The sequence below is a fragment of the Flavobacterium sp. DSR3-2 genome (genome assembly GCF_049896525.1).
Classification (GTDB): domain Bacteria; phylum Bacteroidota; class Bacteroidia; order Flavobacteriales; family Flavobacteriaceae; genus Flavobacterium.
This window is the reverse complement of record NZ_JAFCUM010000008.1, coordinates 85,749-107,292: the sequence shown is the minus strand read 5'-3', so window position 1 is coordinate 107,292 and position 21,544 is coordinate 85,749. Positions and strand designations below refer to the sequence as shown.

Sequence of the window (21,544 nt, the reverse complement as noted above, 5' to 3'; positions counted from 1 at the left end):
AAACTAATAATTTAAATACTTCTGTAGAATTTAAAACCCAAATTATAACTGCATTTCTACTGTTCTGCTGTAGTACTTTATCTATATCTAATTAAAAATTTACGGTTATTTTTAGATGCAGGTCATAGGGGTAAAGAGCCCAGTAAGTCATGTCATTGTTTTTTCAAAAAAGAAATTACATTAAAAACCACATTGAAATTAGAAAAATATCGCATTAAAGAGAATGATATTAAAGTGGTTTGCACCATAAAAGCACGGGTTGTTACAGAATTAAAAGACAGACCAAAAAAGCAAATTTTATCGAAGCTAATTTATTTGTTTCTGTGCATTGTAATTCGGTAAAAATTGAGTTCCCTGCGACACAGAAACTTTTGTAATGGGTTTGGCAAAAAGTAACGGAAACGTAGAAATTGCTAATCAAGAAAATTCAGTATTATTACTCTAAATAGATTACCAGCAAACCTTTAAAAGATTTGACCCAAAAAAACCCTGAAACTTTGAGAGGTTTAAAAGTATTATAGGAAGATTATTTGGATATAAGTTTAATTTGGTCTCAAAAATTGAAAATAATTGCAGAAATAAATTACATCGAAAATTAAGGAGTATCAAGAAGACTACTATGGGTTTTAGATGCTGATTGTTTGCGCAGTGTCTTGATTAAATGTGTTTTTTATCTAATAACGAAGAAGGACTTTATCTAAATTGAAAAGAGGGACAAAATATTATGCTAGCAGCTATTTCATCAGCTATTATTATTATTATTATTATTATTATTATTTACAAAAAGGAATATTTTAGAAAGCAATCCAATAGAAATTCTGATGAGCTTCCATCCATAAAAATAATTCAAAATGGATTATTAGATTCGTCACAGAATTCTTAATTTAAATATATTGTTAAAAAAACGTCGTAAAAGGCGAGTTGAGAAGACAAAGTCCTGACGTGGTTTTCAAAACTGAATTTGCAGTCGTGAATAAACGCAATATTTTAAATCCATCTAATTTTAAAGGATTAAATAATGTTGCTCTCGGAATAAATAATGGTTCTTTTTACAAATAATTACATGGCTCAACATTAGCTTATAATAGTGCAAAAGAAGATTTGAATGAGATTAAATCCAAAGGACATTTTTTCACGTACATAATTAAATTTAGAGACGGAAAAAACATTAGTGTTAAAGAAGCGGTGAAATAATTATAACAAGTCAAATATTTTATATTAAATTTGTACAAAATACATATATTGTGAAAATAACACGAGAAATTAAAACTGCCATTTTAGTAATTGCATCTATTTTATTATTTATTTGGGGCTACAGTTTTTTAAAAGGAAGAGATCTTTTTACCAATTACAAAACCTTTTTTGTAGAGTATAAAAGTGTTGAAGGTTTAGCAACGTCAGCGCCAGTGACTCTTAACGGTTTAGTTATAGGTAAGGTGAGTAGTATCACCATAAATCAGAATACGGGCGTACTGTTAGTTGAACTACAATTAAAAACGGATTTTCCAATTTCTAAATCCAGTATTGCTTCTATTTATGAGCCAGGATTTATTGGAGGAAAACAAATTGCGATTATCCCTAATTTCAATGATAAAACCTTAGCTGTTGACGGTGAGAAATTGCAAGGTGGTATAAAAATGGGTCTAACAGATAAAGTAGGAGACCAATTGGCACCTCTTCAAGAGAAATTGGAAAAATTATTGGGAAGTACTGAAAAATTAATTTCAGGATTAAACAATGTTTTAGATCAAAAGGGGCAACAAGATTTAAAACTCACATTGTCTGAATTAAGTAGCACTGTTGAGCAATTCCATAAAGTTTCCATGAGCGTTAACGATTTATTGAGTACAAATAAAAGTCAAATAAACGGAGTGGTTACTAATTTTAATAAAATATCAGGAAGTTTTTCTAAAATTTCAGATTCGTTAGATAAAGCTGATTTAGGCAAAACAGCCAGAAATTTGAATGCAACTTTAGCCAGAGTCGATGGTATTGTGAGCGGTTTAGAATCTGGTAAAGGTTCTATGGGCAAATTGTTAAACGATGAAGCTTTTTACCAAAATATTAGAAGTTCTACAAAAGAATTAGAATTATTATTGCAGGATATTAGACTTTATCCAACTAGATATGTTAACATTTCTGTGTTTGGAAAGAAAAATAAACCGTACATGGGTCCTGTAAAAGATTCTGTATCTAATGAAATAAAATAGCAAATATGAGCTACTTAGACAATATTTTATTTGCCATTCTATTGGTAATTGGTTTTGGATATTTTTTTACCAGTGTTAAAAAAATCATGCGAAACATCAATCTTGGAACTAATGTAAACCGTTCCGACAATCCAAAAGCCCGCTGGAGTAATATGGGCATGATTGCTGTTGGTCAATCAAAAATGGTAAAACGTCCTGTTACTGGAATACTCCATATTATTGTTTATGTTGGTTTTGTAATTATAAACATTGAATTATTAGAAATTATAATCGACGGACTTTTTGGTACGCATCGTGTGTTTGCTTTTTTAGGAACTACGTATGATGTGCTGATTGCTTCTTTCGAAATTTTAGCATTTTTAGTTTTAATTGCTGTTATCGCTTTTTGGAGTCGAAGAAATGCAATCAAATTAAAAAGATTTGTCAGCACTGACTTAAAAGGTTGGCCAAAAAGTGATGCAAATTATATCTTATATTTTGAGGTAGTTTTGATGACTTTATTTTTATTGATGAACGCATCTGATTTGCATTTGCAAAATGTACCGGGAGGTTTTTCTCATTTTATAAAAGCAGGTTTTTTTCCAGTAAGTCAATTTATTGAACCCATTTTCAATGGAATGTCAAATGAATTGTTAATGTTGCTTTCAGAGATCTTTTGGTGGTTGCACATTGTGGGGATTTTGATTTTTATGAATTACCTTTATTTTTCAAAACACCTGCACATACTATTAGCTTTTCCAAATACCTATTTTGCAAATCTGAATCCTCAAGGTCAATTTGATAATTTGGAGTCAGTCACCAAAGAAGTGAAGTTAATGATGGATCCTAATGCTGATCCTTTCGCCGCAGCACCAGTGGATGAAAATGCGGTTCCAAGCAAGTTTGGCGCCAGTGATATTCAAGATTTAAACTGGGTACAATTATTGAATGCCTACACTTGTACAGAATGTGGTCGTTGTACTTCATCTTGTCCGGCGAATATTACAGGTAAGAAGTTGTCTCCACGTAAAATCATGATGGACACCAGAGACAGGATGGAAGAGGTGGGTAGAAATATAGATGCCAACAAAGGTATTTTTATTCCGGACAACAAAACATTATTAAACGATTATATTACACCAGAAGAACTTTGGGCTTGTACCTCCTGTAATGCTTGTGTAGAGGAATGTCCTGTAAACATTAGCCCGCTTTCTATCATTATGGATATGCGTCGCTATTTAGTTATGGAAAAAAGTGCGGCTCCAATGCCTCTGAATGCCATGATGACCAATATAGAAAATAATGGAGCACCTTGGCAATACAATCAGCAAGATCGATTGAATTGGAAAAATGAATAATTGTTTATTTGTTTAAATTTCATCTAATAAAGTGAAATATTAATTTTCCGTTTGCTCGAATAATCAAATCAACGAATAACCGAATCACAAATAGTATGTCAGAGAATTTAATAGTGCCAACAATGGCCGAAATGTTAGCTCAAGGGAAACAGCCAGAAGTTTTATTTTGGGTAGGTTGTGCAGGAAGTTTTGACGACAGGGCAAAGAAAATAACAAAGGCATTTGTTCGTATTTTGAATCGTGCCAACGTTTCTTTTGCCGTTTTAGGGACTGAAGAAAGTTGTACCGGTGATCCTGCAAAAAGAGCTGGAAATGAGTTTTTATTCCAAATGCAGGCTATGATGAATATTGAGGTTTTGAATGCATACGAGGCAAAAAAAATTGTTACAGCTTGTCCGCATTGTTTCAATACTTTAAAAAATGAATATCCGGAATTAGGCGGGAAATATGAAGTAGTTCACCATACGGAATTTCTAAAATCATTGTTAGATGATGGAAGATTGACCATTGAAGGAGGACAATTTAAAGGAAAGCGAATTACTTTTCACGATCCTTGCTATTTAGGCAGAGCCAATAATGTCTATGAAGCACCTAGAGATTTAATTCTAAAGTTGGATGCTGAATTAGTTGAAATGAAACGTTCCAAAGCAAACGGTTTATGCTGTGGTGCCGGTGGAGCGCAAATGTTTAAAGATGCTGAGCCCGGGAACAAGGAAGTCAACGTTGAAAGAACCGAAGACGCATTAGAAACTAAACCAGAAATAATTGCCGCGGGTTGTCCTTTTTGTAACACGATGATGACTGACGGTATTAAAAATAAAGAAAAGGAAGGTGAAGTCAAAGTCATGGATATTGCGGAATTGATCGCTAATGCTCAAGATTTATAATAAATTAAAAATTACGAATATTGATTTTTTAAATCAAAATTCATAACTCATAACACAATTAAGATGTACGTTCCTTTTGAAAATTTACCTGAAGAATCTAAAATCTGGATTTATCAATCGAACAGAAAGTTTTCGGATGCGGAATTTTCTGAAATAGAAACTGCTTTACAAACCTTTCTGGAAAGTTGGGCTGCGCATGGTACCAGTTTAGAATCATCGTATCAATTAAAATACAACCGATTTATAATTATTGCCGTTAATCAAGATGTTCAAGCTGCAACAGGTTGCTCGATTGATTCCTCAGTAGAATTTATTCAAAATCTGGAACAAAAATACACCGTTGATTTATTGGATAAAATGAATGTCACTTTCAAACTTGGGGAGCATATTGCACACAAGCCATTGATTGATTTCAAAAAAATGGTAAAAGATAAAGCTGTTACTGAAAATACTATAGTTTTCAATAATTTAGTAAACAATATAGAAGAATATAATGAATCGTGGGAAGTTCCGGCTATTGATAGCTGGCATAGCCGATTTTTTTAAACAAACTAGGTGAATGAAAAAAATAAGAATTAAAATTGTTTTTTTTTATGTCTTATTTATTTTTGTTGCTGCGGGTTGTGTTGGTACAAAAGTGAACAAGAAAAAAACAATTGTAACCAATATTCCGCCCAAAATAGAGAATTTCGACAGTATAAATTCTACTAATACTCCGCATCTTTTTGAATTATCTCCGCAAGGCAATAAATGGGTGGATAGTGTTTATAATGCAATGACTTTAGAGGAAAAATTAGGGCAATTATTTATGGTTGCTGCTTATTCCAATAAAGATTCAGCGCATATTAAAGCTATTGATAAACTTATTTTAGATCATAAAATTGGCGGATTAATTTTCTTTCAAGGCGGTCCGCAACGCCAGGCTAAGTTGACCAATCGTTATCAATCCAAATCAAAAATTCCATTATTTATTGGTAATGATGCCGAATGGGGCTTGGGTATGCGACTGGATTCTACTTACAGTTATCCTTGGAATATGACACTTGGAGCCATCCAAAATATGGAACTTTTGGAGAAAGTAGGTGTTCAAATGGGACAACAAAGCAAACGAATGGGATCGCAATTTAACTTTGCCCCAGTGTTGGATATCAATTCAAATCCCAATAATCCAATTATAGGTTTTCGTTCTTTTGGCGAAGATAAATTTAACGTTACCGAGCGCGCCATTGCCATAATGAAAGGCGTTCAGAGCCAAGGTGTGTTTTCTACCGGTAAACATTTTCCGGGTCATGGAGATACGGAAACGGATTCTCATAAAAGTTTACCAACGATAAATTCCTCAATAGAAAAATTATCGGACGTAGAGTTTTATCCCTATAAAAAAATGTTTCATGAAGGACTTTCGTCCGTTATGGTGGCGCATCTAAACGTTCCCAGTTTAGAATCAAGACCTAATTTTCCTTCTTCGATTTCTTATAATGTAGTTACTGATATTCTCCAAAAAAAATTGGGTTTTAAAGGACTTATTATTACAGATGCCCTGAATATGAAAAGTGTTTCTGATTTTAAATTACCAAGCGAAATCAACTTTGAAGCTTTTATGGCCGGAAATGACGTGCTGTTGTTTCCTGAAAATGTTCCAGCTGCGATTGATAAATTTAAACTCGCTTATTCTCTAAATTTATTTACTGATGAACGATTGGCTTTTTCCATAAAGAAAATTTTAAAGTTCAAGTACAAAGCCGGTTTAAACAATTACAAACCAATTGTGACTGAAAATTTATACAAAGATTTAAATTCAGTTGATAATGATGCTTTACAGTATGAATTGTATGAAAATGCGATTACTGTGCTAAAAAATACGGGAACTGTTTTACCAATTAAAAATTTGGACAAACAAAAAATCGCTTATGTCAAAATAGGAGACGACAATAATGATGCATTTGTTTCGACTTTGAAAAAATATGCTGAAGTTACGGTGATTTCAGATCCGAATCTAGACAGTCTTCAAGTGAAATTGCAAGCTTTTACAACAGTGATTATTGGCTATCACAAATCAGATGTGGCTTTCAAAAACGACGATTTAAAATCGGATGAAATATTTAAAATCAATTTTTTAGCTAAAAATAATACTGTAATTCTAGATATTTTTGCAAAACCATACGCTTTATTACCTTTTATAAATTTTGATGGTATCGAAGGATTGGTCGTTTCTTATCAAAATAGTACCATTGGTCAAGTCGTTTCTGCGGAACTAATTTTTGGTTCGATTGCAGCTAAAGGAAAATTGCCGGTTTCTATTAACAATAGCTTTAAGGTAAATGACGGTTTGTCTACGGAAAAACTGAATCGTTTAGGATTCACGACTCCGGAGAATGTTGGTATGAATTCAGCTATTTTATCAAAGATTGATGCTATTGCCAATAAAGCTATCAGCGCCAAAATGACACCGGGAATTCAGGTTCTTGTAGCCCGAAAAGGGAAAGTCATTTATCAAAAATCATTTGGACATCATACCTATGATGAATCGATTAAAGTTCAAGATTCAGATATATATGACGTAGCTTCTTTAACAAAAATTTTAGCAACATTGCCCAATATTATGTTGCAGTACGATCAGCAAAAAATAAATTTGGAAACAACATTAGGAACAATGTCTCCAATTTTTAAAGATTCGAATAAAGCAAATATTAATTTCAAGGATTTATTGTCTCATTATGCGGGACTTGCTGCCGGGATTCCATTTTACAAAGCAGCAATGGATAAAGGCAAATTACCTTCGGATGTTTATTTTAGAAAAGTAGCTGAACAGGAGTTTTCAAAAAAACTGGGCGACAGTCTTTTTATCAGAAATAATTTTAGTGATACGATCATGAAAATGATTGTTAAAAGTAAAATTGCAACAAAAAAAGAATACAAATACAGTGATCTTACATTTATGATCTTGAAGGATTATTTGGAAAAAACTACGGGTAAAACATTAGATGTTTTAATTCAAGAAAATTTTTATCGTTCACTTGGTATGAATAATTCCAGTTTTAATCCTTTGACCAAATTTGATAAAAACAGAATTCCTCCAACAGAAACGGATACTTATTTCCGTCGTCAACTTCTACAAGGTTATGTCAATGATTTGTCAGCTGCTTTAGAAGGTGGAGTTTCGGGTCATGCAGGTGTTTTTTCAAATGCAATGGATGTGGCTAAAATAATGGAACTTTATTTACAAAAAGGTAATTATGGCAATCAGCAGTATTTTTCTGAAAAGACATTTGAAGATTTCAATACGTGTTATTTTTGTGCGGTCGGAAACAGGAGAGGTGTTGGCTTTGATAAACCCCAATTGGGTTCCGAAGGTCCAACGTGCGGTTGTGCTTCCATGACCAGTTTTGGACATACCGGCTACACAGGAACGATGGCTTGGGCCGATCCTGAAACACAAATTGTTTATGTATTTTTATCCAATAGAACTTTTCCGGTTGCGGTTGAAAATAGATTATCCAAAGGAAACATTCGCGAAGACATCCAGAAGATAATTTACGAAGCGATTACTAATTAAAAGATACATTAGTGTAGTATCAGTCAGGTTAAGAAACAGTTGAACTTCCCCCTTTCTGGAAGTAAATTTTGTACTTTTAGAACTCTTAATCTATTCTAATCATGGCACACAAACATAACAATAGCACTAATCATCAAACTGCCTGTTGCTCATTAGAAGAAAACAAGCAGGAATCAGATAAAGATCAAAAGGGATGTTGTACCGCAGATAATGATGGTGAAAATCATGACGGACACGATCATAATGATAGAAACGGAAGCGAAAGTGAATTCAGATTATTTTTGCCGTCTATCATCAGCTTCGTATTATTAATTATTGCGTTGTTATTTGATAATTATTTTCCCCAATCATGGTTCAATGGCTGGGTTCGAATTGCATGGTATGTTGTAGCCTATCTTCCCGTAGGTTTTCCAGTTCTGAAAGATGCTTTTCAAAGTATTATAAAAGGAGCTTTTTTTTCCGAATTTTTTTTAATGAGTGTTGCGACAATCGGTGCTTTTGGAATTGGTCAATACGCGGAGGGCGTTACTGTAATGCTTTTTTATGCAATTGGAGAACTGTTTCAAATGATGGCTGTACAAAAAGCCAAATCAAATATCAAATCATTATTAGAACAAAGACCTGATACAGCAAATGTATTATACGGCGCGAATGTTGTTTCCAAAAAAGCTTCGCAAGTCACTATTGGGGAAATAATAGAATTAAAACCAGGAGAAAAGTTAGCATTAGATGGAAAATTACTTTCGGATCATGCGACTTTCAATACTGCCGCGTTAACCGGAGAGAGTAAACCAGATTCTAAATCAAAAGGGGATATTATTCTTGCTGGAATGATTAATCTAAATTCTATTGCGCAAATAGAAGTAACTACCGCATTTACCGACAGTAAATTATCTAAAATTTTTGAAATGGTGCAAGAAGCTACCGCCAAGAAAGCACCAACCGAGTTGTTTATCAGAAAGTTTGCTAAAATTTACACGCCAATAGTTGTTTATTTGGCTATCGGAATTTGTTTGATTCCACTGTTATTTGTCGATAATTATGTTTTTAAAGAGTGGCTGTACCGTGCTCTGATATTTTTGGTAATTTCATGTCCATGTGCTTTAGTTATTTCTATACCGTTGGGTTATTTTGGCGGAATTGGGGCAGCTAGTAAAAACGGAATCTTATTTAAAGGATCTACATTTCTAGATACTATGGCAGCTATTCAAGTTGTAGTGTTGGACAAAACAGGAACGCTGACCAAAGGAGTTTTTAGAGTTCAAAAAGTAGTTGCGATAGGGATTTCAGAGACCGATTTAGTTGATTATACCGCAGCGATTGAAGCTAAATCTACACATCCTGTAGGTTCAGCAATAATTACATTCGCTAATATTGCTAAAAACGAAACTGTTGTTACCGAAGTTACCGAAATCGCTGGTTACGGAATAAAAGGTTTTGTTGATGGAAACGAAATCTTGGTGGGAAGCCCTAAATTGATGAAAAAATTTAATATTGATTATGACACGAAACTTGACACGATTCCGTACACTATTATTTTCGTTGCCATCAATCAAAAATATGCAGGTTATTTTCTGATATCCGACGAAATAAAAGAAGATGCAAAATCGGCCATTGAAAGTTTACATAAAATAAATATTAAAACAATATTGCTCTCCGGAGATAATGAAGCTGTAGTTATGGCTGTAGCCAAAGAATTAAATATTGATGAAGCATTTGGGAATTTATTGCCGGAAAATAAAGTCGAAAAAGTAGAAACGCTATTGCGACAAAATTTAAAAGTTGCATTTGTTGGAGACGGCGTCAATGATGCCCCGGTAATTGCTTTGGCGGATGTCGGAATTGCAATGGGTGGCTTAGGAAGCGATGCTACTATTGAAACCGCTGATGTTGTAATTCAAAATGACCAACCCACTAAAATTTTCACCGCTGTCACCATCGGGAGAAAAACAAAACAAATCGTTTGGCAAAATATCGGATTGGCTTTTTCAGTAAAACTAATAGTGCTGATTCTGGGAGCTGGCGGACTGGCCTCGATGTGGGAGGCTGTTTTTGCAGATGTGGGCGTTGCCCTGTTAGCAATATTGAATGCGGTGCGAATTCAGCGGATGAAATTTTAAAATTCGATGGTATTTAACTTAAAATTCCATAAAACCCATTCCTATTTTTCTTAATTTCGTTTTATTAAATTACATACATGAAAATTGCAATAGTTTGTTATCCTACCTTTGGAGGTAGTGGTGTTGTCGCTACAGAACTGGGACTGGAATTGGCTCGCAGAGGTCATGAAATACATTTTATAACCTACAGTCAGCCAGTGCGTTTGGCGCTTTTGAACCCCAATGTGCATTACCATGAAGTGAATGTTCCAGAATATCCATTGTTTCATTATCAACCGTATGAATTGGCTTTATCGAGCAAATTGGTCGATATGGTAAAATTATATAAAATAGAATTGCTTCACGTTCATTATGCGATTCCACATGCGTATGCGGGATATATGGCAAAACAAATGTTGAAAGATGAAGGAATTAATATACCAATGGTCACGACGCTGCATGGAACTGATATTACATTGGTGGGAAATCACCCTTTTTATAAACCAGCGGTAACTTTCAGTATCAACAAATCAGATTTTGTTACTTCGGTGTCCCAAAGTTTGAAAGACGATACCTTAAAATTATTTAATATAAAAAATGAAATTGAGGTGATTCCAAATTTTATCGAATTGAATAAAAATATGAACGACCCGAGTATTCCTTGTCAACGTTCGGTTATGGCGAAGGAAAATGAGCGAATCATAACGCACATTAGTAATTTTAGAAAAGTAAAACGAATTCCGGATGTCATTAAAATTTTCTATAACATTCAGAAGGAGATTCCAGCGAAATTGATGATGGTTGGAGATGGTCCTGAAAAAGAAAAAGCGGAATATTTATGTCAGGAATTAGGAATTTTAGACAAGGTGATTTTCTTTGGTAACAGTAACGAAATTGATAAAATACTGTGCTTGACAGATTTATTTTTGCTTCCTTCAGAAACAGAAAGTTTTGGACTTGCGGCATTGGAAGCTATGGCTTGTAAAGTTCCAGTTATTTCCAGTAATTCCGGAGGTTTGCCAGAGGTAAATTATGATGGTATTTCCGGTTACTTAAGTGATGTTGGAAACATAGAAGAAATGGCTCAAAATGGCCTGAAAATTCTAAAGGATGACGTGGTTCTTAAACAATTTAAAGAAAACGCTTTGACAGTTGCAAAACAATTTGATATTAAAAACATTTTGCCACTTTACGAAGAGTTGTATAAAAAAGCCCTTAATAAATTTTTATAAATTTTAGAATTTGTAAATTGAAATGAGAATGAGTTTCAGAAATTATCCCATTTAATTAAAAAATATAAAGAATGAAAAAAGTAATTTTATCAATACTTGCTACATCTCTGGCTTCATGCGGTGCTACTTCTTCAAAAAGTTCAGATACAAATAAATTGTATGAAGTTTTGACACAACAGACGACTGGCGGCGCTAATATTCGCTTTTTTGAGATTCTTTCGGAACCAAACGAAATTAAAATGCTGCAGAATGATGAAAATTTAAAAAATAAAATTAGTGCTAATGATGTTCATAAATCTAATTTTATTGTTTTGAATATGGGAGAGAAAACCACTGGTGGTTATAATATAGGGATTGACACTGTAGTTGAAACCGATAAAAATATAATCATAACTGTGAAGGAAACAAATCCTGAACCGGGAAGTATGGTTACACAAGCGTTTACTACTCCCTTTTGCGTAGTAAAAATAAATTCTAAAAAAGAAATTATTATTAAATAATAAGAAGATTAATTAAACAAAAAAAAGCCACTATTTCTAGTGGCTTTTTTAATGTATTATATGGTAATACTAGAATTGATATCTTAGAGCTAAAGCTACATCAGAACCATAGTTATTTTTGTAGTATCCGCTTCCACCAAATTCAGGTCTGAAATCTAAAGACACTAACAAAGGAAAATCAAAGTTGTATTCAATACCGATATCTCCAGCAGCAAATGCAAAAGTATCATTGTATGAAGTATTGTTGTTATCATAGCTGTAGTTACCTACACCACCACCAATACCTGCGTACCAGTTGAAACCACCATCAATGTTCCATACCCATTGGTATAAACCTGTAAGTTTGATAGCACTGTCATCGTAGTTATTGTCGTTGAAGTTAGTTCTGTTTCTCCAACCTAAATCAAGTTCAAGTCTATTGTTGCTTCCTAATGCTCTTTGGTAAGAAAGTTCAGCACCAAAACCACCGCTATCTCCAAAACGAAGACCTAATGCGTTTTTTGAAATATCCTGAGCTTGTGCGGTAAATGCTAATCCAATTAACATGATTGCCGATAAAATAATTTTTTTCATAAGTAAGTTTTTTATTGCTACAAATGTATAATTTAGTTGGACATGATCTTTATAAAATTTCAATGAAAAGTTACATAATTTACTTATTTCGGAATTGCAAGGCTTAAAATAGAGAATTACATCAAAATGTTTTGTTTCGAAAATAGTACTGAAGCTACGATTTGATTGCTCAAAATATCTTCCATTTCAAATAAATTGTCCTCTTCTTCGTAATTCATTTCGGAATAGTGAAATAGTTTCCAACGTTTTTTATTGTATTCCAATGCTGTTAGATTTTCTACCCAATCTCCAGAATTCAAATACAATGTGCTGCCATTTTTTGTTTCTTTTTGAATCATTTTAGGTTCGTGAATATGACCACAAATAACGTAATCATATTTGTTTTCGATAGCTAATTCAGTGGCTGTTTTTTCAAAATCAGAAATGTGTTTTACGGCTTTTTTGACGCTAGCCTTTATTCTTTTGGAAAAAGAGTAGGGTTCCTTTCCTATTTTTAACAAACACCAATTTACTAATCGGTTTAAAAGAATCAGATAATCATAACCTAAACCACCCATTTTCGCAATCCATTTGGAATGTTGTACGGAAGCATCAAAAACATCGCCGTGAAAAATCCATGCTTTTTTATCATCTAATTGCAACACTAATTTATCCACCAATTCAAAATTACCCATGCGCATGTCGCTAAATTTTCGGAGCATTTCATCGTGATTTCCAGTTATATAATACACTTTTGTTCCCTTTGAAGCAAAACTGATGATTTTTTGGATGACTTTTAAATGCGTTTTTGGAAAATAGGATTTTCTAAATTGCCAGACATCAATAATATCCCCATTTAAAACTAAAATCTTGGGTTTTATGGCTGATAAATAATTGTAAAGTTCTTTGGCATGGCTGCCAAAAGTTCCAAGGTGCACATCTGAAATTACCACTAACTCGACTTTTCTTTTTTTCAAGGTGTTTAAATTTGAAGTTTACCAAAATAATCGAAATATTATTAAAGAAAATCGAATAGAAGGTTAAGAATTGTAACACAAGATTAATTTAATAACAATAAATGTGGAATGTTGGTTAAAACTTTAAAGGCTAAAATTTTGAACTTTAAACTAAAATGGTACTTTTGTTCAAAACTAATTATAATGGCAGGAAATAGCTACGGAACACTATTTAGGATAACAACTTTTGGAGAATCTCACGGAGACGCTTTAGGTGGAATAATAGACGGTTGTACTCCTGGAATCACAATAGATTTCGACGCAATTCAATTCGAAATGTCACGCAGAAAGCCAGGTCAATCAGCCATAGTAACCCAACGTAAAGAACCGGACGCTGTTCAATTCCTTTCCGGGATTTTTGAAGGTAAAACCACCGGAACACCCATCGGTTTTATTATTCCCAACACGAATCAAAAATCTGACGATTACTCCCATATAAAAGATAATTACAGACCTAGTCATGCAGATTATGTGTATGAAAAAAAATATGGCGTTCGTGATTATCGCGGAGGCGGGCGCAGTTCAGCTCGTGAAACGGCCAGCAGAGTAGTGGCGGGAGCTGTTGCAAAGCAAATGTTGCCAGAAATAAAAATTAATGCTTACGTTTCTTCAGTTGGGCCAATTTTTTTAGAAAAACCATACCAAGATTTGGATTTTTCGAAAACAGAAAATAATCCGGTTCGGTGTCCTGATGAGGAATCAGCGGTAATCATGGAAGAATATATACGAAATATTCGCAAGCAAGGCGACACCGTAGGTGGAACAGTGACCTGCGTGATTCAAAATGTGCCTATAGGTTTAGGAGAACCCGTTTTTGATAAACTTCATGCTGAACTTGGAAAAGCAATGCTTTCGATAAACGCTGTAAAAGGTTTTGAATATGGGAGTGGTTTTTGTGGGGCAAAAATGAAAGGCAGCGAGCACAATGATTTATACAATCCTGATGGAACAACGAAAACCAATCTTTCAGGTGGAATACAAGGTGGCATCAGTAACGGAATGGACATTTATTTTCGCGTCGCTTTTAAACCGGTGGCAACCATTATGCAAAAACATGAATCATTAGACAATGAAGGTAATATTACGGAAATGACCGGAAAGGGACGTCATGATCCTTGCGTTGTGCCGCGTGCTGTGCCTATCGTTGAAGCAATGGCTGCCATTGTTTTAGCTGATTTTTATTTAATAAACAAAATATATTAATACTAATTTGGCACTTTTCGTTTTTTTTAACAAATGATTTTTACTTGGTTGCTATCAAATCAAATATGTTGTTTTAATCTACGCGGGTACTAAACCTAATAACGATTTTTAATGAATACCAATACAACTAAAAAACCATCTTTCTTTTCAGGATTAACAGGACAAATATTAATAGCTATGGTTTTAGGTGCCGCTTTGGGCATCATCATACATAACTCAATTAGTCCGGAAGCGGCCCAAAATTTTAGTAATAAAATTAAAATTCTCGCGACAATTTTCATTCGACTGGTTCAAATGATTATTTCGCCATTAGTTTTTACAACATTAGTTGTTGGAATAGCAAAACTTGGAGATATCAAGGCTGTAGGACGAATAGGCGGGAAGGCGATGGGGTGGTTTTTTACGGCTTCATTTATCTCATTATTATTAGGAATGTTTTTTGTAAACATATTGGAACCTGGAGTTGGTCTTAATTTATCAAATGTTGATATGGGTTCAGTTTCGGAAGTTACTGCAAAAACACAAAACATATCATTTGAAAACTTTATCGAACATATTGTGCCGAAAAGTATTTTTGAGGCTATGGCAACCAATGAAATTTTACAAATTGTAATTTTTTCTATTTTCTTTGGATTGGCTGCTGCCGCTTTGGGAGATTATGTAAAGCCAGTTATAAATGCTTTAGATAAAACTTCTCACATTGTTCTTAAAATGGTAAACTATGTAATGAAGTTTGCACCAATAGGAGTTTTTGGGGCTATAGCGGGAGTATTTGCTGTTAGAGACTTTCAGGAATTAGCCATTACGTATTTTAAGTTTTTTGGTTCTTTCTTAATCGGAATTTCGTCACTTTGGGTGGTACTGATTGTTGTAGGGTATATTTTTCTAAAAAGTAGAATGACAGTTTTGCTTAAAAGAATTGTCAGTCCATTAATCATTGCTTTTGGAACAACCAGTAGTGAAGCTGTTTTTCCAAAATTAACAGAAGAATTAGAACGTTTTGGTGTAAAGGACAGAATTGTTTCTTTTATGTTACCGCTGGGGTATTCTTTCAATTTGGATGGAAGTATGATGTATATGACTTTTGCCAGTATTTTTATTGCACAAGCTTACGGTATTAATTTAGATTTAGGAACTCAAATGACCATGCTTTTGGTTTTAATGCTTACCAGTAAAGGTATAGCGGGTGTTCCCAGAGCGAGTTTAGTGGTTGTTGCTGCTACTTGTGGTATGTTTGATATTCCAATTGAAGGAATAGCATTAATATTACCTATTGATCATTTTTGTGATATGTTTCGTAGTGCAACAAATGTTTTAGGAAATGCTTTAGCTACTTCAGTAGTGGGACAATGGGAAGGTGAGGAAGAAACAGAAAATGTTGATATCGAATAATAAATGACTATTTGTTTTTAACATAAATAAGGAGCCGTTTCAAAACAGAACTTGAGACGGCTTTTTTATGTAAATTATATGAAGTTTTTTCTGTTTTTAATTATTCTATATTTTATCCTATTTTAATACAAAAATCGCTCTTTTTGTCATTTTTTTATTAATAAAATGTATATTTGATAAACTATAATTGATTATGTATCAGATACGTGTAATTTTTTGGTTATTGCTGACGTTAAATTCGTTTAATGATTTATTTGCGCAGACAAAGATTTACACAAAAAAAGAACTCACCAAACTAACCGACCAGGCTTCTCAATATTTGAATGATGCCAATTTTGAAAAATCACTTAAAATTTCAAAAGCAGCTTTGCACAAAGCAATTGTAGCTAATGACAGTTCTTCAACAACAATTTCCTACATTACCATTGCTGCAAATTACGCGGAACTAGCTGAATTTGACAAAGCTATTTTTTTCTATAACAGAGGATTGCTCTACGCTAAAAAAACGCACAACGATACATTAAAGAATAGGATTTTTAACAATTTAGGAAATATTTATTGTTTTGAAAAAAAGCAATATATAAAAGGGATAAACTTTTATGAAAACGCTCTTAAATATAGTAGCAAAATTGCGGATACCAGTCAGATTTATATGACCAAACTGAATATCGCCTGGGCGTATTTTGATGTTGGTCATTTTGAAAAAGGATATCCAAATCTGGAATTCATAAACAAAAATAATCTTAAGTATGGCGATAAATCAACTGCGGGTGCTGTTAACATGTTAAATGGAATGTATTATGCACACCTTGGTAATGATAAAAAAGCTACTGCTTATTTTTTAAATTCAATTAAGTCCGTAAATAAAATTAATGAAAAATCAGATTTATCATTTGCTCATTTGGAATATTCCAAATATTTAATGAGCAAAGGGGATTATAAAAAGGCGTATGAAAATCTTTCCAAATACAATGAAATTACAGAAGTGCTTTATAATAAGGACAAACTTAAAAAAGCAAATGTTGTTGGGATCAATGTAGAATTAGATGAGTACAAAAGGGAAATTGATAAATTTGAAAGCGAAAAAGATGCGCAGTTTCAAATAGTTCAGAAATCTAAAACGATTGTGTTTTTGTTTATGATAATATCGTTGGTAATGTTGCTTTTGCTATACACTTTATTCAAAAATAATAATTTTAGGAAAAAATTAAATGCAGAACTTTCCAAAACTAATAGACAGTTAACACTTGCAAAAGAAAAAGCTGAGGAAGCATCAATATTAAAATCTCAATTTGTCTCTACCATCAGCCATGAATTGCGAACTCCTTTATATGGTGTAGTAGGAATTACAAATATGTTGCTAGACGAGCATAAAGAATTAGCTAACAGTCCATATTTGAGTTCACTTAAATTCTCAGCCAGGTATTTACTGTCGCTCGTAAATGATATTCTCCAAATCAACAAGATTGAAGATAATAGAATGATATTAGAGAATCTGACTTTTAATATTTCAGATGAAATTTACATGGTTAAAAATTCGCTGTCATTTTTGGCAAAAAATAATAATAATTTTATTGTTGTCAAAATTGACCCAAATATTCCAGAATATTTAATTGGTGACAAGTTAAGGCTTTCTCAAATCATTATGAATTTAGTAAGTAACGCATTGAAATTTACCACGAATGGAAAAGTAACAATAAGTTTACATTTAGAAAAAACAGTCGATAAGTCTTATTTTATAGAGTTTAAAATTCAAGATAACGGAATTGGAATAGCGTTGGACGATCAGGAAAAGATTTTCGATAAATTTGTGCAAATTGGCAGAAAAGAAACTGATTATCAGGGAACAGGTCTTGGACTTTGCATCGTGAAACAATTGTTGAAGTTATTTAACAGTAGTATTTTAATTCAAAGCGCGATTGGTGAAGGAACGACACTCAAATTTGTAATTGCATTCGAATATAATCCGAAGAAAACGATTGAAATCATTAATAATATTCAAGTCGATATTTCTTCGACTCAAACCATAAATGTTTTGGTAGTCGAGGACAATCATATTAATCAATTGGTTACTAAAAAAATAATAGAAAAAAACAACTACAAGTGCAGTGTAGTTGATAACGGATATGCAGCGCTGGAAATACTTGAAAAAGAATATTTTGATATCATACTAATGGATATTAATATGCCTTTGATAAATGGTTTTGAAACCACTAGAAAGATACGGTTAATGGGAATCAAAACGCCAATTGTCGCACTCACGGCGTTTGATAAAGCTGAAATTACTGAAGAGGCGCTCTCAGCCGGAATTAATGACATCATTATAAAACCTTTTGACTCGGTTAAATTGTTTAGTATCATTACAATTTTGATTTCTAAAAACTAAATTTCATTACAATTTCAGTATGGTAATTATGTTAAAACCTTATACTCTTTAGCCTCTAGCAAGCTTCAATTATATTACAATTTTAAGTATTAATTAGACACTTCAATAAGATTTTTTTAATTTAATGGCAATTGATTTAAGTGCTTTTTTCTTGCCATTTTCTTTTTTAGCGATCACTACATGCAGAATTCCATCTTTATAACTAACTTCAACTTTGCTTTCATCTACATATTCGGGCAAATAGAAAGATCTGTAGAAAGATTGATAACGAAACTCTTTTCGAACGTAATTGTCTTTTTTTCTTGTTTTTCAGAAGAAATCATGATCATGTTGTTGTCAATTTCAACTTTAAAATCTTCTTTTTTCATACCAGTTGCAGCCAATTCGACTTCTAGCTTATTTTCGGTCTCTTTTAAGTTCACCGAAGGTAAATTAGTTTCAATGCCAGAAAAATTTTCATCATTCCAATCTAACGAATCTTTTGTAAAAAAATCATCAAAAACAGTATTTAATGATGGGAAAAAGCCGCTTTTTTAACAAAGGCTTTCATGATTTTTTGTTTAAAGCTGTTTATGATATCTTAAGTCAAATTTAATGATTTAATTATTTTATAAAACAGCTTTTAAAATTTAAAACGTTGAAAAACAATTTATTATCGCTTAATCACCTATTTTTTTTAAAAAAAAAGACAATTCTTACAGCTGATAGTTCACGTTAAAACAATTAGTACCACCGTTTTTTATTTAGTTTTGATGCTTCTGATTTTCTTGATTTATGAGCACCACCACTTCTGTTTGAATTCTTTTGAGCTGCGGATGCTGGAGCCGATTCCGGACTGCCCGAGTGCCAATGGTAGGGATGATCATTTACTGTTTTAACGTCAACTTTTATCAATTTTTGTATGTCTTTCCAATATGTATGTTCGTCTTTACTGCAAAAAGAAATGGCAATTCCACCGTTTCCGGCACGACCTGTTCTGCCAATTCTGTGTACGTAAGTTTCAGGTATATTGGGTAAATCAAAATTAATTACAAACGGTAATTGATCAATATCAATTCCTCTGGCTGCTATGTCAGTCGCAACTAAAATGCCGATTTCTTTGTTTTTGAAAGCATCCAAAACACGTTGTCTTGCATTTTGTGATTTGTCACCGTGAATGGCTTCCGCGGCGATATTATTTTTTCGTAATGCCTTAACGACGTTGTCGGCACCGTGCTTTGTTCTGGAAAAAACCAATACATCAGTTAAATTTTCATTTTTAATCAAATGGTATAATAAGTTTCTTTTTTCGCCTTTTTCAACGAAATAAACGCGTTGTTCTACGTTTTCAGCAGTTGAAGAGACAGGCGAAACGGTCACTGTTGCAGGATCTGTCAGAAAAATTTCGGCTAATTCTCTGATCGCGATCGGCATTGTTGCAGAGAAAAATAATGTTTGTCGGTTTTTTGGCGTAAGCTTTACAATTTTTTTAACATCATTTACAAATCCCATGTCCAGCATTTGATCTGCTTCGTCAAGGACTAATGTATGCAGATGATCTAGATCGATAAAACCTTGTTTGTGTAAATCAAGAAGTCTTCCGGGAGTTGCGATCAATATATCGATACCATTTTTTAACGTATCAACTTGTGGATTTTGTGAAACTCCACCAAAAATTGTAAGCTGTGTCAGGTTAGTGTATTTTGCGTATGTGTCAAAACTTTGGCCAATTTGAACGGCTAATTCTCGGGTTGGAGTCACGATTAGTGATCGAATTACTTTGGCTTTTTTGGATGAACCCACAATTCGGTGTAACTGATGTATAATTGGTATTGCAAATGCGCCTGTTTTTCCTGTCCCGGTTTGCGCACAACCTATTAGATCTCGTCCCGCTAGTACTAGTGGTATAGATTGTTCTTGAATAGGAGTTGGGTTAAGGTAGCCTTGTTCAAATACGGCTTTTTGTATACTTTTTGAAAGTGATAAATCTTCGAATAACATATTTTGGATATTAAATATCTTGTATTAAGTACAGAGATAGCATCCAAAGATAGTATTTATATTTTTGATGGTTCTTTTTATGTTATTTGGGAGCTGAATTTAGAAAGTTTTAAGAGAGGGAATTATAGTTTGAACGGGCTGAGTAATGTTGGATTTAATAAAATCAGTTACCAGATAACCTATAAGTTTACCTATTAGATGATTGTTTTTTTCTTCTCCTAAATCCGGTGCGCCTTCACAAATATGTAAATAGGAAGCATTTTTATTTTTTCCAAAAAACGAAATAAACTGACGGAGTTGTTCAACGGAGAAACCACTCATTGTCATCGCACTGGAGGCAATGTTTGGAATGGCATCTAAATCGATTTCAATTCCAAAGGAGTCATCATTTACAAATTCTAATGCTTGTGACATTTCCTTCTCAAAATCCTTTTCTCTGCGGATACTGATACTATCATAAGTGTTGTAACGGACTCGGTCTTCTATTTTTTTGATAATATCTAAAACACTTTTGGAAGTGTAATTTTCATGCAAGCCAAAAATGAAATATTTTTTCAAAAAACCTTCTTCGAAAGCATAGGAAAAACCATTTCCGCTGTGACGTCCTTCCAAAATTCTAAAATCAGAATGGGCATCAAAATTAATTGCATTTATAGGTTTGCCTTTTGCAAGAGCGGTTCCTTTTATGTTGCCGTAGGAGTTATTGTGTCCGCCACCAACAACAATTGGAATTTTGCCTAATTTTACGATGTTAAAAATAATATGGGAAACATCCTTGTCAATTTTATCAACGAGCTGACTCAATTTTGAACGATCGTCAATGTCATTAAAGTCTAAAAGTTCTACATTTTTCATATGTTCAGTTACATCCAGTTGACCTAAAACAACAAGCTGAGTGCCTTTACAAAAACGATTGTGTTGAATATTTGCAATACTTTTTATTGCACTATCCCAAGCTGATGCAGTTCCCGGTCTCCCGTAGTTGGCTCTTACGCCAATATCTTCCGGAATCCCAAACAATACATATTTAGCATCGCAGGTTTTTAAAAATTCAATAGAATCAGCATCTTTTGGAACAGTTATCATTTTTTCTCCAAATTTTATTTCGCCATTTCTGTGGTTGGTTATCTTTGAGAGATCTTTTATTGTGAACGGGATAATCTTTTCCATTAAAAAAATATTTTTTTCAAAAAT

At 33.3% G+C, this 21,544-nt stretch carries 16 protein-coding genes and 1 pseudogene; 12 read left to right on the top strand and 5 right to left on the bottom strand.

Going from position 1 to position 21,544, the window contains the following annotated elements; translation table 11 throughout:
• The first annotated feature begins 724 nt into the window (after window positions 1-724).
• The 9 genes from ACP7AV_RS11105 (at window position 725) to ACP7AV_RS11065 (ending at window position 11,821) form a co-directional block, all read left to right on the top strand.
• Window positions 725-883, top strand: coding sequence for a hypothetical protein (locus ACP7AV_RS11105; protein ID WP_426091999.1), 159 nt, complete (start codon window positions 725-727; stop codon window positions 881-883).
• Window positions 884-1,244: 361 nt separating this feature from the next.
• Entirely contained in the window at window positions 1,245-2,210 is a 966-nt protein-coding gene (locus ACP7AV_RS11100; protein ID WP_426091998.1) for an MlaD family protein, read from the top strand.
• Between the two features lie 5 nt (window positions 2,211-2,215).
• Window positions 2,216-3,547: a 4Fe-4S dicluster domain-containing protein gene (locus ACP7AV_RS11095; RefSeq protein WP_426091997.1), complete on the top strand. Its 1,332-nt coding sequence runs from the start codon at window positions 2,216-2,218 to the stop codon at window positions 3,545-3,547.
• Window positions 3,548-3,642: 95 nt separating this feature from the next.
• Window positions 3,643-4,434, top strand: a complete 792-nt coding sequence (locus tag ACP7AV_RS11090; RefSeq protein ID WP_114755209.1) for a (Fe-S)-binding protein — start codon at window positions 3,643-3,645, stop codon at window positions 4,432-4,434.
• A 63-nt stretch (window positions 4,435-4,497) separates the two neighbouring features.
• Entirely contained in the window at window positions 4,498-4,980 is a 483-nt protein-coding gene (locus ACP7AV_RS11085; RefSeq protein ID WP_426091996.1) for an ABC transporter ATPase, read from the top strand.
• Between the two features lie 13 nt (window positions 4,981-4,993).
• Window positions 4,994-7,990 carry a glycoside hydrolase family 3 N-terminal domain-containing protein gene (locus ACP7AV_RS11080; RefSeq protein ID WP_426091995.1) on the top strand — a complete coding sequence of 999 codons (2,997 nt, stop codon included), beginning with the start codon at window positions 4,994-4,996 and terminating at the stop codon, window positions 7,988-7,990.
• A gap of 101 nt (window positions 7,991-8,091) precedes the next feature.
• The gene (locus ACP7AV_RS11075; RefSeq protein WP_426091994.1) at window positions 8,092-10,110 is read left to right on the top strand and encodes a heavy metal translocating P-type ATPase; all 2,019 of its coding nucleotides are present in this window, start codon (window positions 8,092-8,094) and stop codon (window positions 10,108-10,110) included.
• A gap of 77 nt (window positions 10,111-10,187) precedes the next feature.
• Complete coding sequence (bshA, locus tag ACP7AV_RS11070; RefSeq protein WP_426091993.1) at window positions 10,188-11,321, top strand: N-acetyl-alpha-D-glucosaminyl L-malate synthase BshA; 1,134 nt, start codon at window positions 10,188-10,190, stop codon at window positions 11,319-11,321.
• 71 nt (window positions 11,322-11,392) lie between these two features.
• Complete coding sequence (locus ACP7AV_RS11065) at window positions 11,393-11,821, top strand: protease complex subunit PrcB family protein (RefSeq protein ID WP_426091992.1); 429 nt, start codon at window positions 11,393-11,395, stop codon at window positions 11,819-11,821.
• Between the two features lie 69 nt (window positions 11,822-11,890).
• Here ACP7AV_RS11065 and ACP7AV_RS11060 read toward each other — a convergent pair whose 3' ends face one another.
• Together ACP7AV_RS11060 and ACP7AV_RS11055 are read right to left on the bottom strand one after the other, a co-directional pair.
• A complete protein-coding gene (locus ACP7AV_RS11060) occupies window positions 11,891-12,394 on the bottom strand; it encodes a hypothetical protein (RefSeq protein ID WP_091206105.1) in 504 nt (167 codons plus the stop codon).
• 116 nt (window positions 12,395-12,510) lie between these two features.
• Window positions 12,511-13,350, bottom strand: a complete 840-nt coding sequence (locus ACP7AV_RS11055) for a UDP-2,3-diacylglucosamine diphosphatase (protein WP_426091991.1) — start codon at window positions 13,348-13,350, stop codon at window positions 12,511-12,513.
• 183 nt (window positions 13,351-13,533) lie between these two features.
• Between ACP7AV_RS11055 and aroC the strand changes: the two genes are divergently transcribed.
• The 3 genes from aroC to ACP7AV_RS11040 all read left to right on the top strand — a co-directional run bounded on the left by aroC (window position 13,534) and on the right by ACP7AV_RS11040 (window position 18,370).
• Complete coding sequence (gene aroC / locus ACP7AV_RS11050) at window positions 13,534-14,592, top strand: chorismate synthase (RefSeq protein WP_426091990.1); 1,059 nt, start codon at window positions 13,534-13,536, stop codon at window positions 14,590-14,592.
• 111 nt (window positions 14,593-14,703) lie between these two features.
• Entirely contained in the window at window positions 14,704-15,984 is a 1,281-nt protein-coding gene (locus ACP7AV_RS11045) for a dicarboxylate/amino acid:cation symporter (protein ID WP_426065130.1), read from the top strand.
• 193 nt (window positions 15,985-16,177) lie between these two features.
• Window positions 16,178-18,370 carry a response regulator gene (locus tag ACP7AV_RS11040; RefSeq protein ID WP_426091989.1) on the top strand — a complete coding sequence of 731 codons (2,193 nt, stop codon included), beginning with the start codon at window positions 16,178-16,180 and terminating at the stop codon, window positions 18,368-18,370.
• A 102-nt stretch (window positions 18,371-18,472) separates the two neighbouring features.
• On the opposite strand, the pseudogene ACP7AV_RS11035 reads toward ACP7AV_RS11040, so the two are convergent.
• From ACP7AV_RS11035 to ACP7AV_RS11025, 3 genes and pseudogenes are all read right to left on the bottom strand, one after another.
• Window positions 18,473-18,738, bottom strand: a pseudogene (locus ACP7AV_RS11035) (Hsp20/alpha crystallin family protein).
• 355 nt (window positions 18,739-19,093) lie between these two features.
• Complete coding sequence (locus tag ACP7AV_RS11030) at window positions 19,094-20,350, bottom strand: DEAD/DEAH box helicase (RefSeq protein ID WP_426091988.1); 1,257 nt, start codon at window positions 20,348-20,350, stop codon at window positions 19,094-19,096.
• A 99-nt stretch (window positions 20,351-20,449) separates the two neighbouring features.
• Window positions 20,450-21,520 (bottom strand): formimidoylglutamase, encoded by a 1,071-nt coding sequence (locus tag ACP7AV_RS11025; RefSeq protein WP_426091987.1) that lies wholly within the window; start codon window positions 21,518-21,520, stop codon window positions 20,450-20,452.
• Window positions 21,521-21,544: the final 24 nt, after the last annotated feature.

Coding starts and splice junctions, on each gene's coding strand:
- ACP7AV_RS11040 (WP_426091989.1), top strand. CDS start 16,178: ATGTATCAGATACGTGTAATTTTTTGGTTATTGCTGACGTTAAATTCG.
- ACP7AV_RS11105 (WP_426091999.1), top strand. CDS start 725: ATGCTAGCAGCTATTTCATCAGCTATTATTATTATTATTATTATTATT.
- bshA (WP_426091993.1), top strand. CDS start 10,188: ATGAAAATTGCAATAGTTTGTTATCCTACCTTTGGAGGTAGTGGTGTT.
- ACP7AV_RS11085 (WP_426091996.1), top strand. CDS start 4,498: ATGTACGTTCCTTTTGAAAATTTACCTGAAGAATCTAAAATCTGGATT.
- ACP7AV_RS11060 (WP_091206105.1), bottom strand. CDS start 12,394: ATGAAAAAAATTATTTTATCGGCAATCATGTTAATTGGATTAGCATTT.
- ACP7AV_RS11095 (WP_426091997.1), top strand. CDS start 2,216: ATGAGCTACTTAGACAATATTTTATTTGCCATTCTATTGGTAATTGGT.
- ACP7AV_RS11075 (WP_426091994.1), top strand. CDS start 8,092: ATGGCACACAAACATAACAATAGCACTAATCATCAAACTGCCTGTTGC.
- ACP7AV_RS11025 (WP_426091987.1), bottom strand. CDS start 21,520: ATGGAAAAGATTATCCCGTTCACAATAAAAGATCTCTCAAAGATAACC.
- ACP7AV_RS11045 (WP_426065130.1), top strand. CDS start 14,704: ATGAATACCAATACAACTAAAAAACCATCTTTCTTTTCAGGATTAACA.
- ACP7AV_RS11090 (WP_114755209.1), top strand. CDS start 3,643: ATGTCAGAGAATTTAATAGTGCCAACAATGGCCGAAATGTTAGCTCAA.
- aroC (WP_426091990.1), top strand. CDS start 13,534: ATGGCAGGAAATAGCTACGGAACACTATTTAGGATAACAACTTTTGGA.
- ACP7AV_RS11080 (WP_426091995.1), top strand. CDS start 4,994: ATGAAAAAAATAAGAATTAAAATTGTTTTTTTTTATGTCTTATTTATT.
- ACP7AV_RS11065 (WP_426091992.1), top strand. CDS start 11,393: ATGAAAAAAGTAATTTTATCAATACTTGCTACATCTCTGGCTTCATGC.
- ACP7AV_RS11030 (WP_426091988.1), bottom strand. CDS start 20,350: ATGTTATTCGAAGATTTATCACTTTCAAAAAGTATACAAAAAGCCGTA.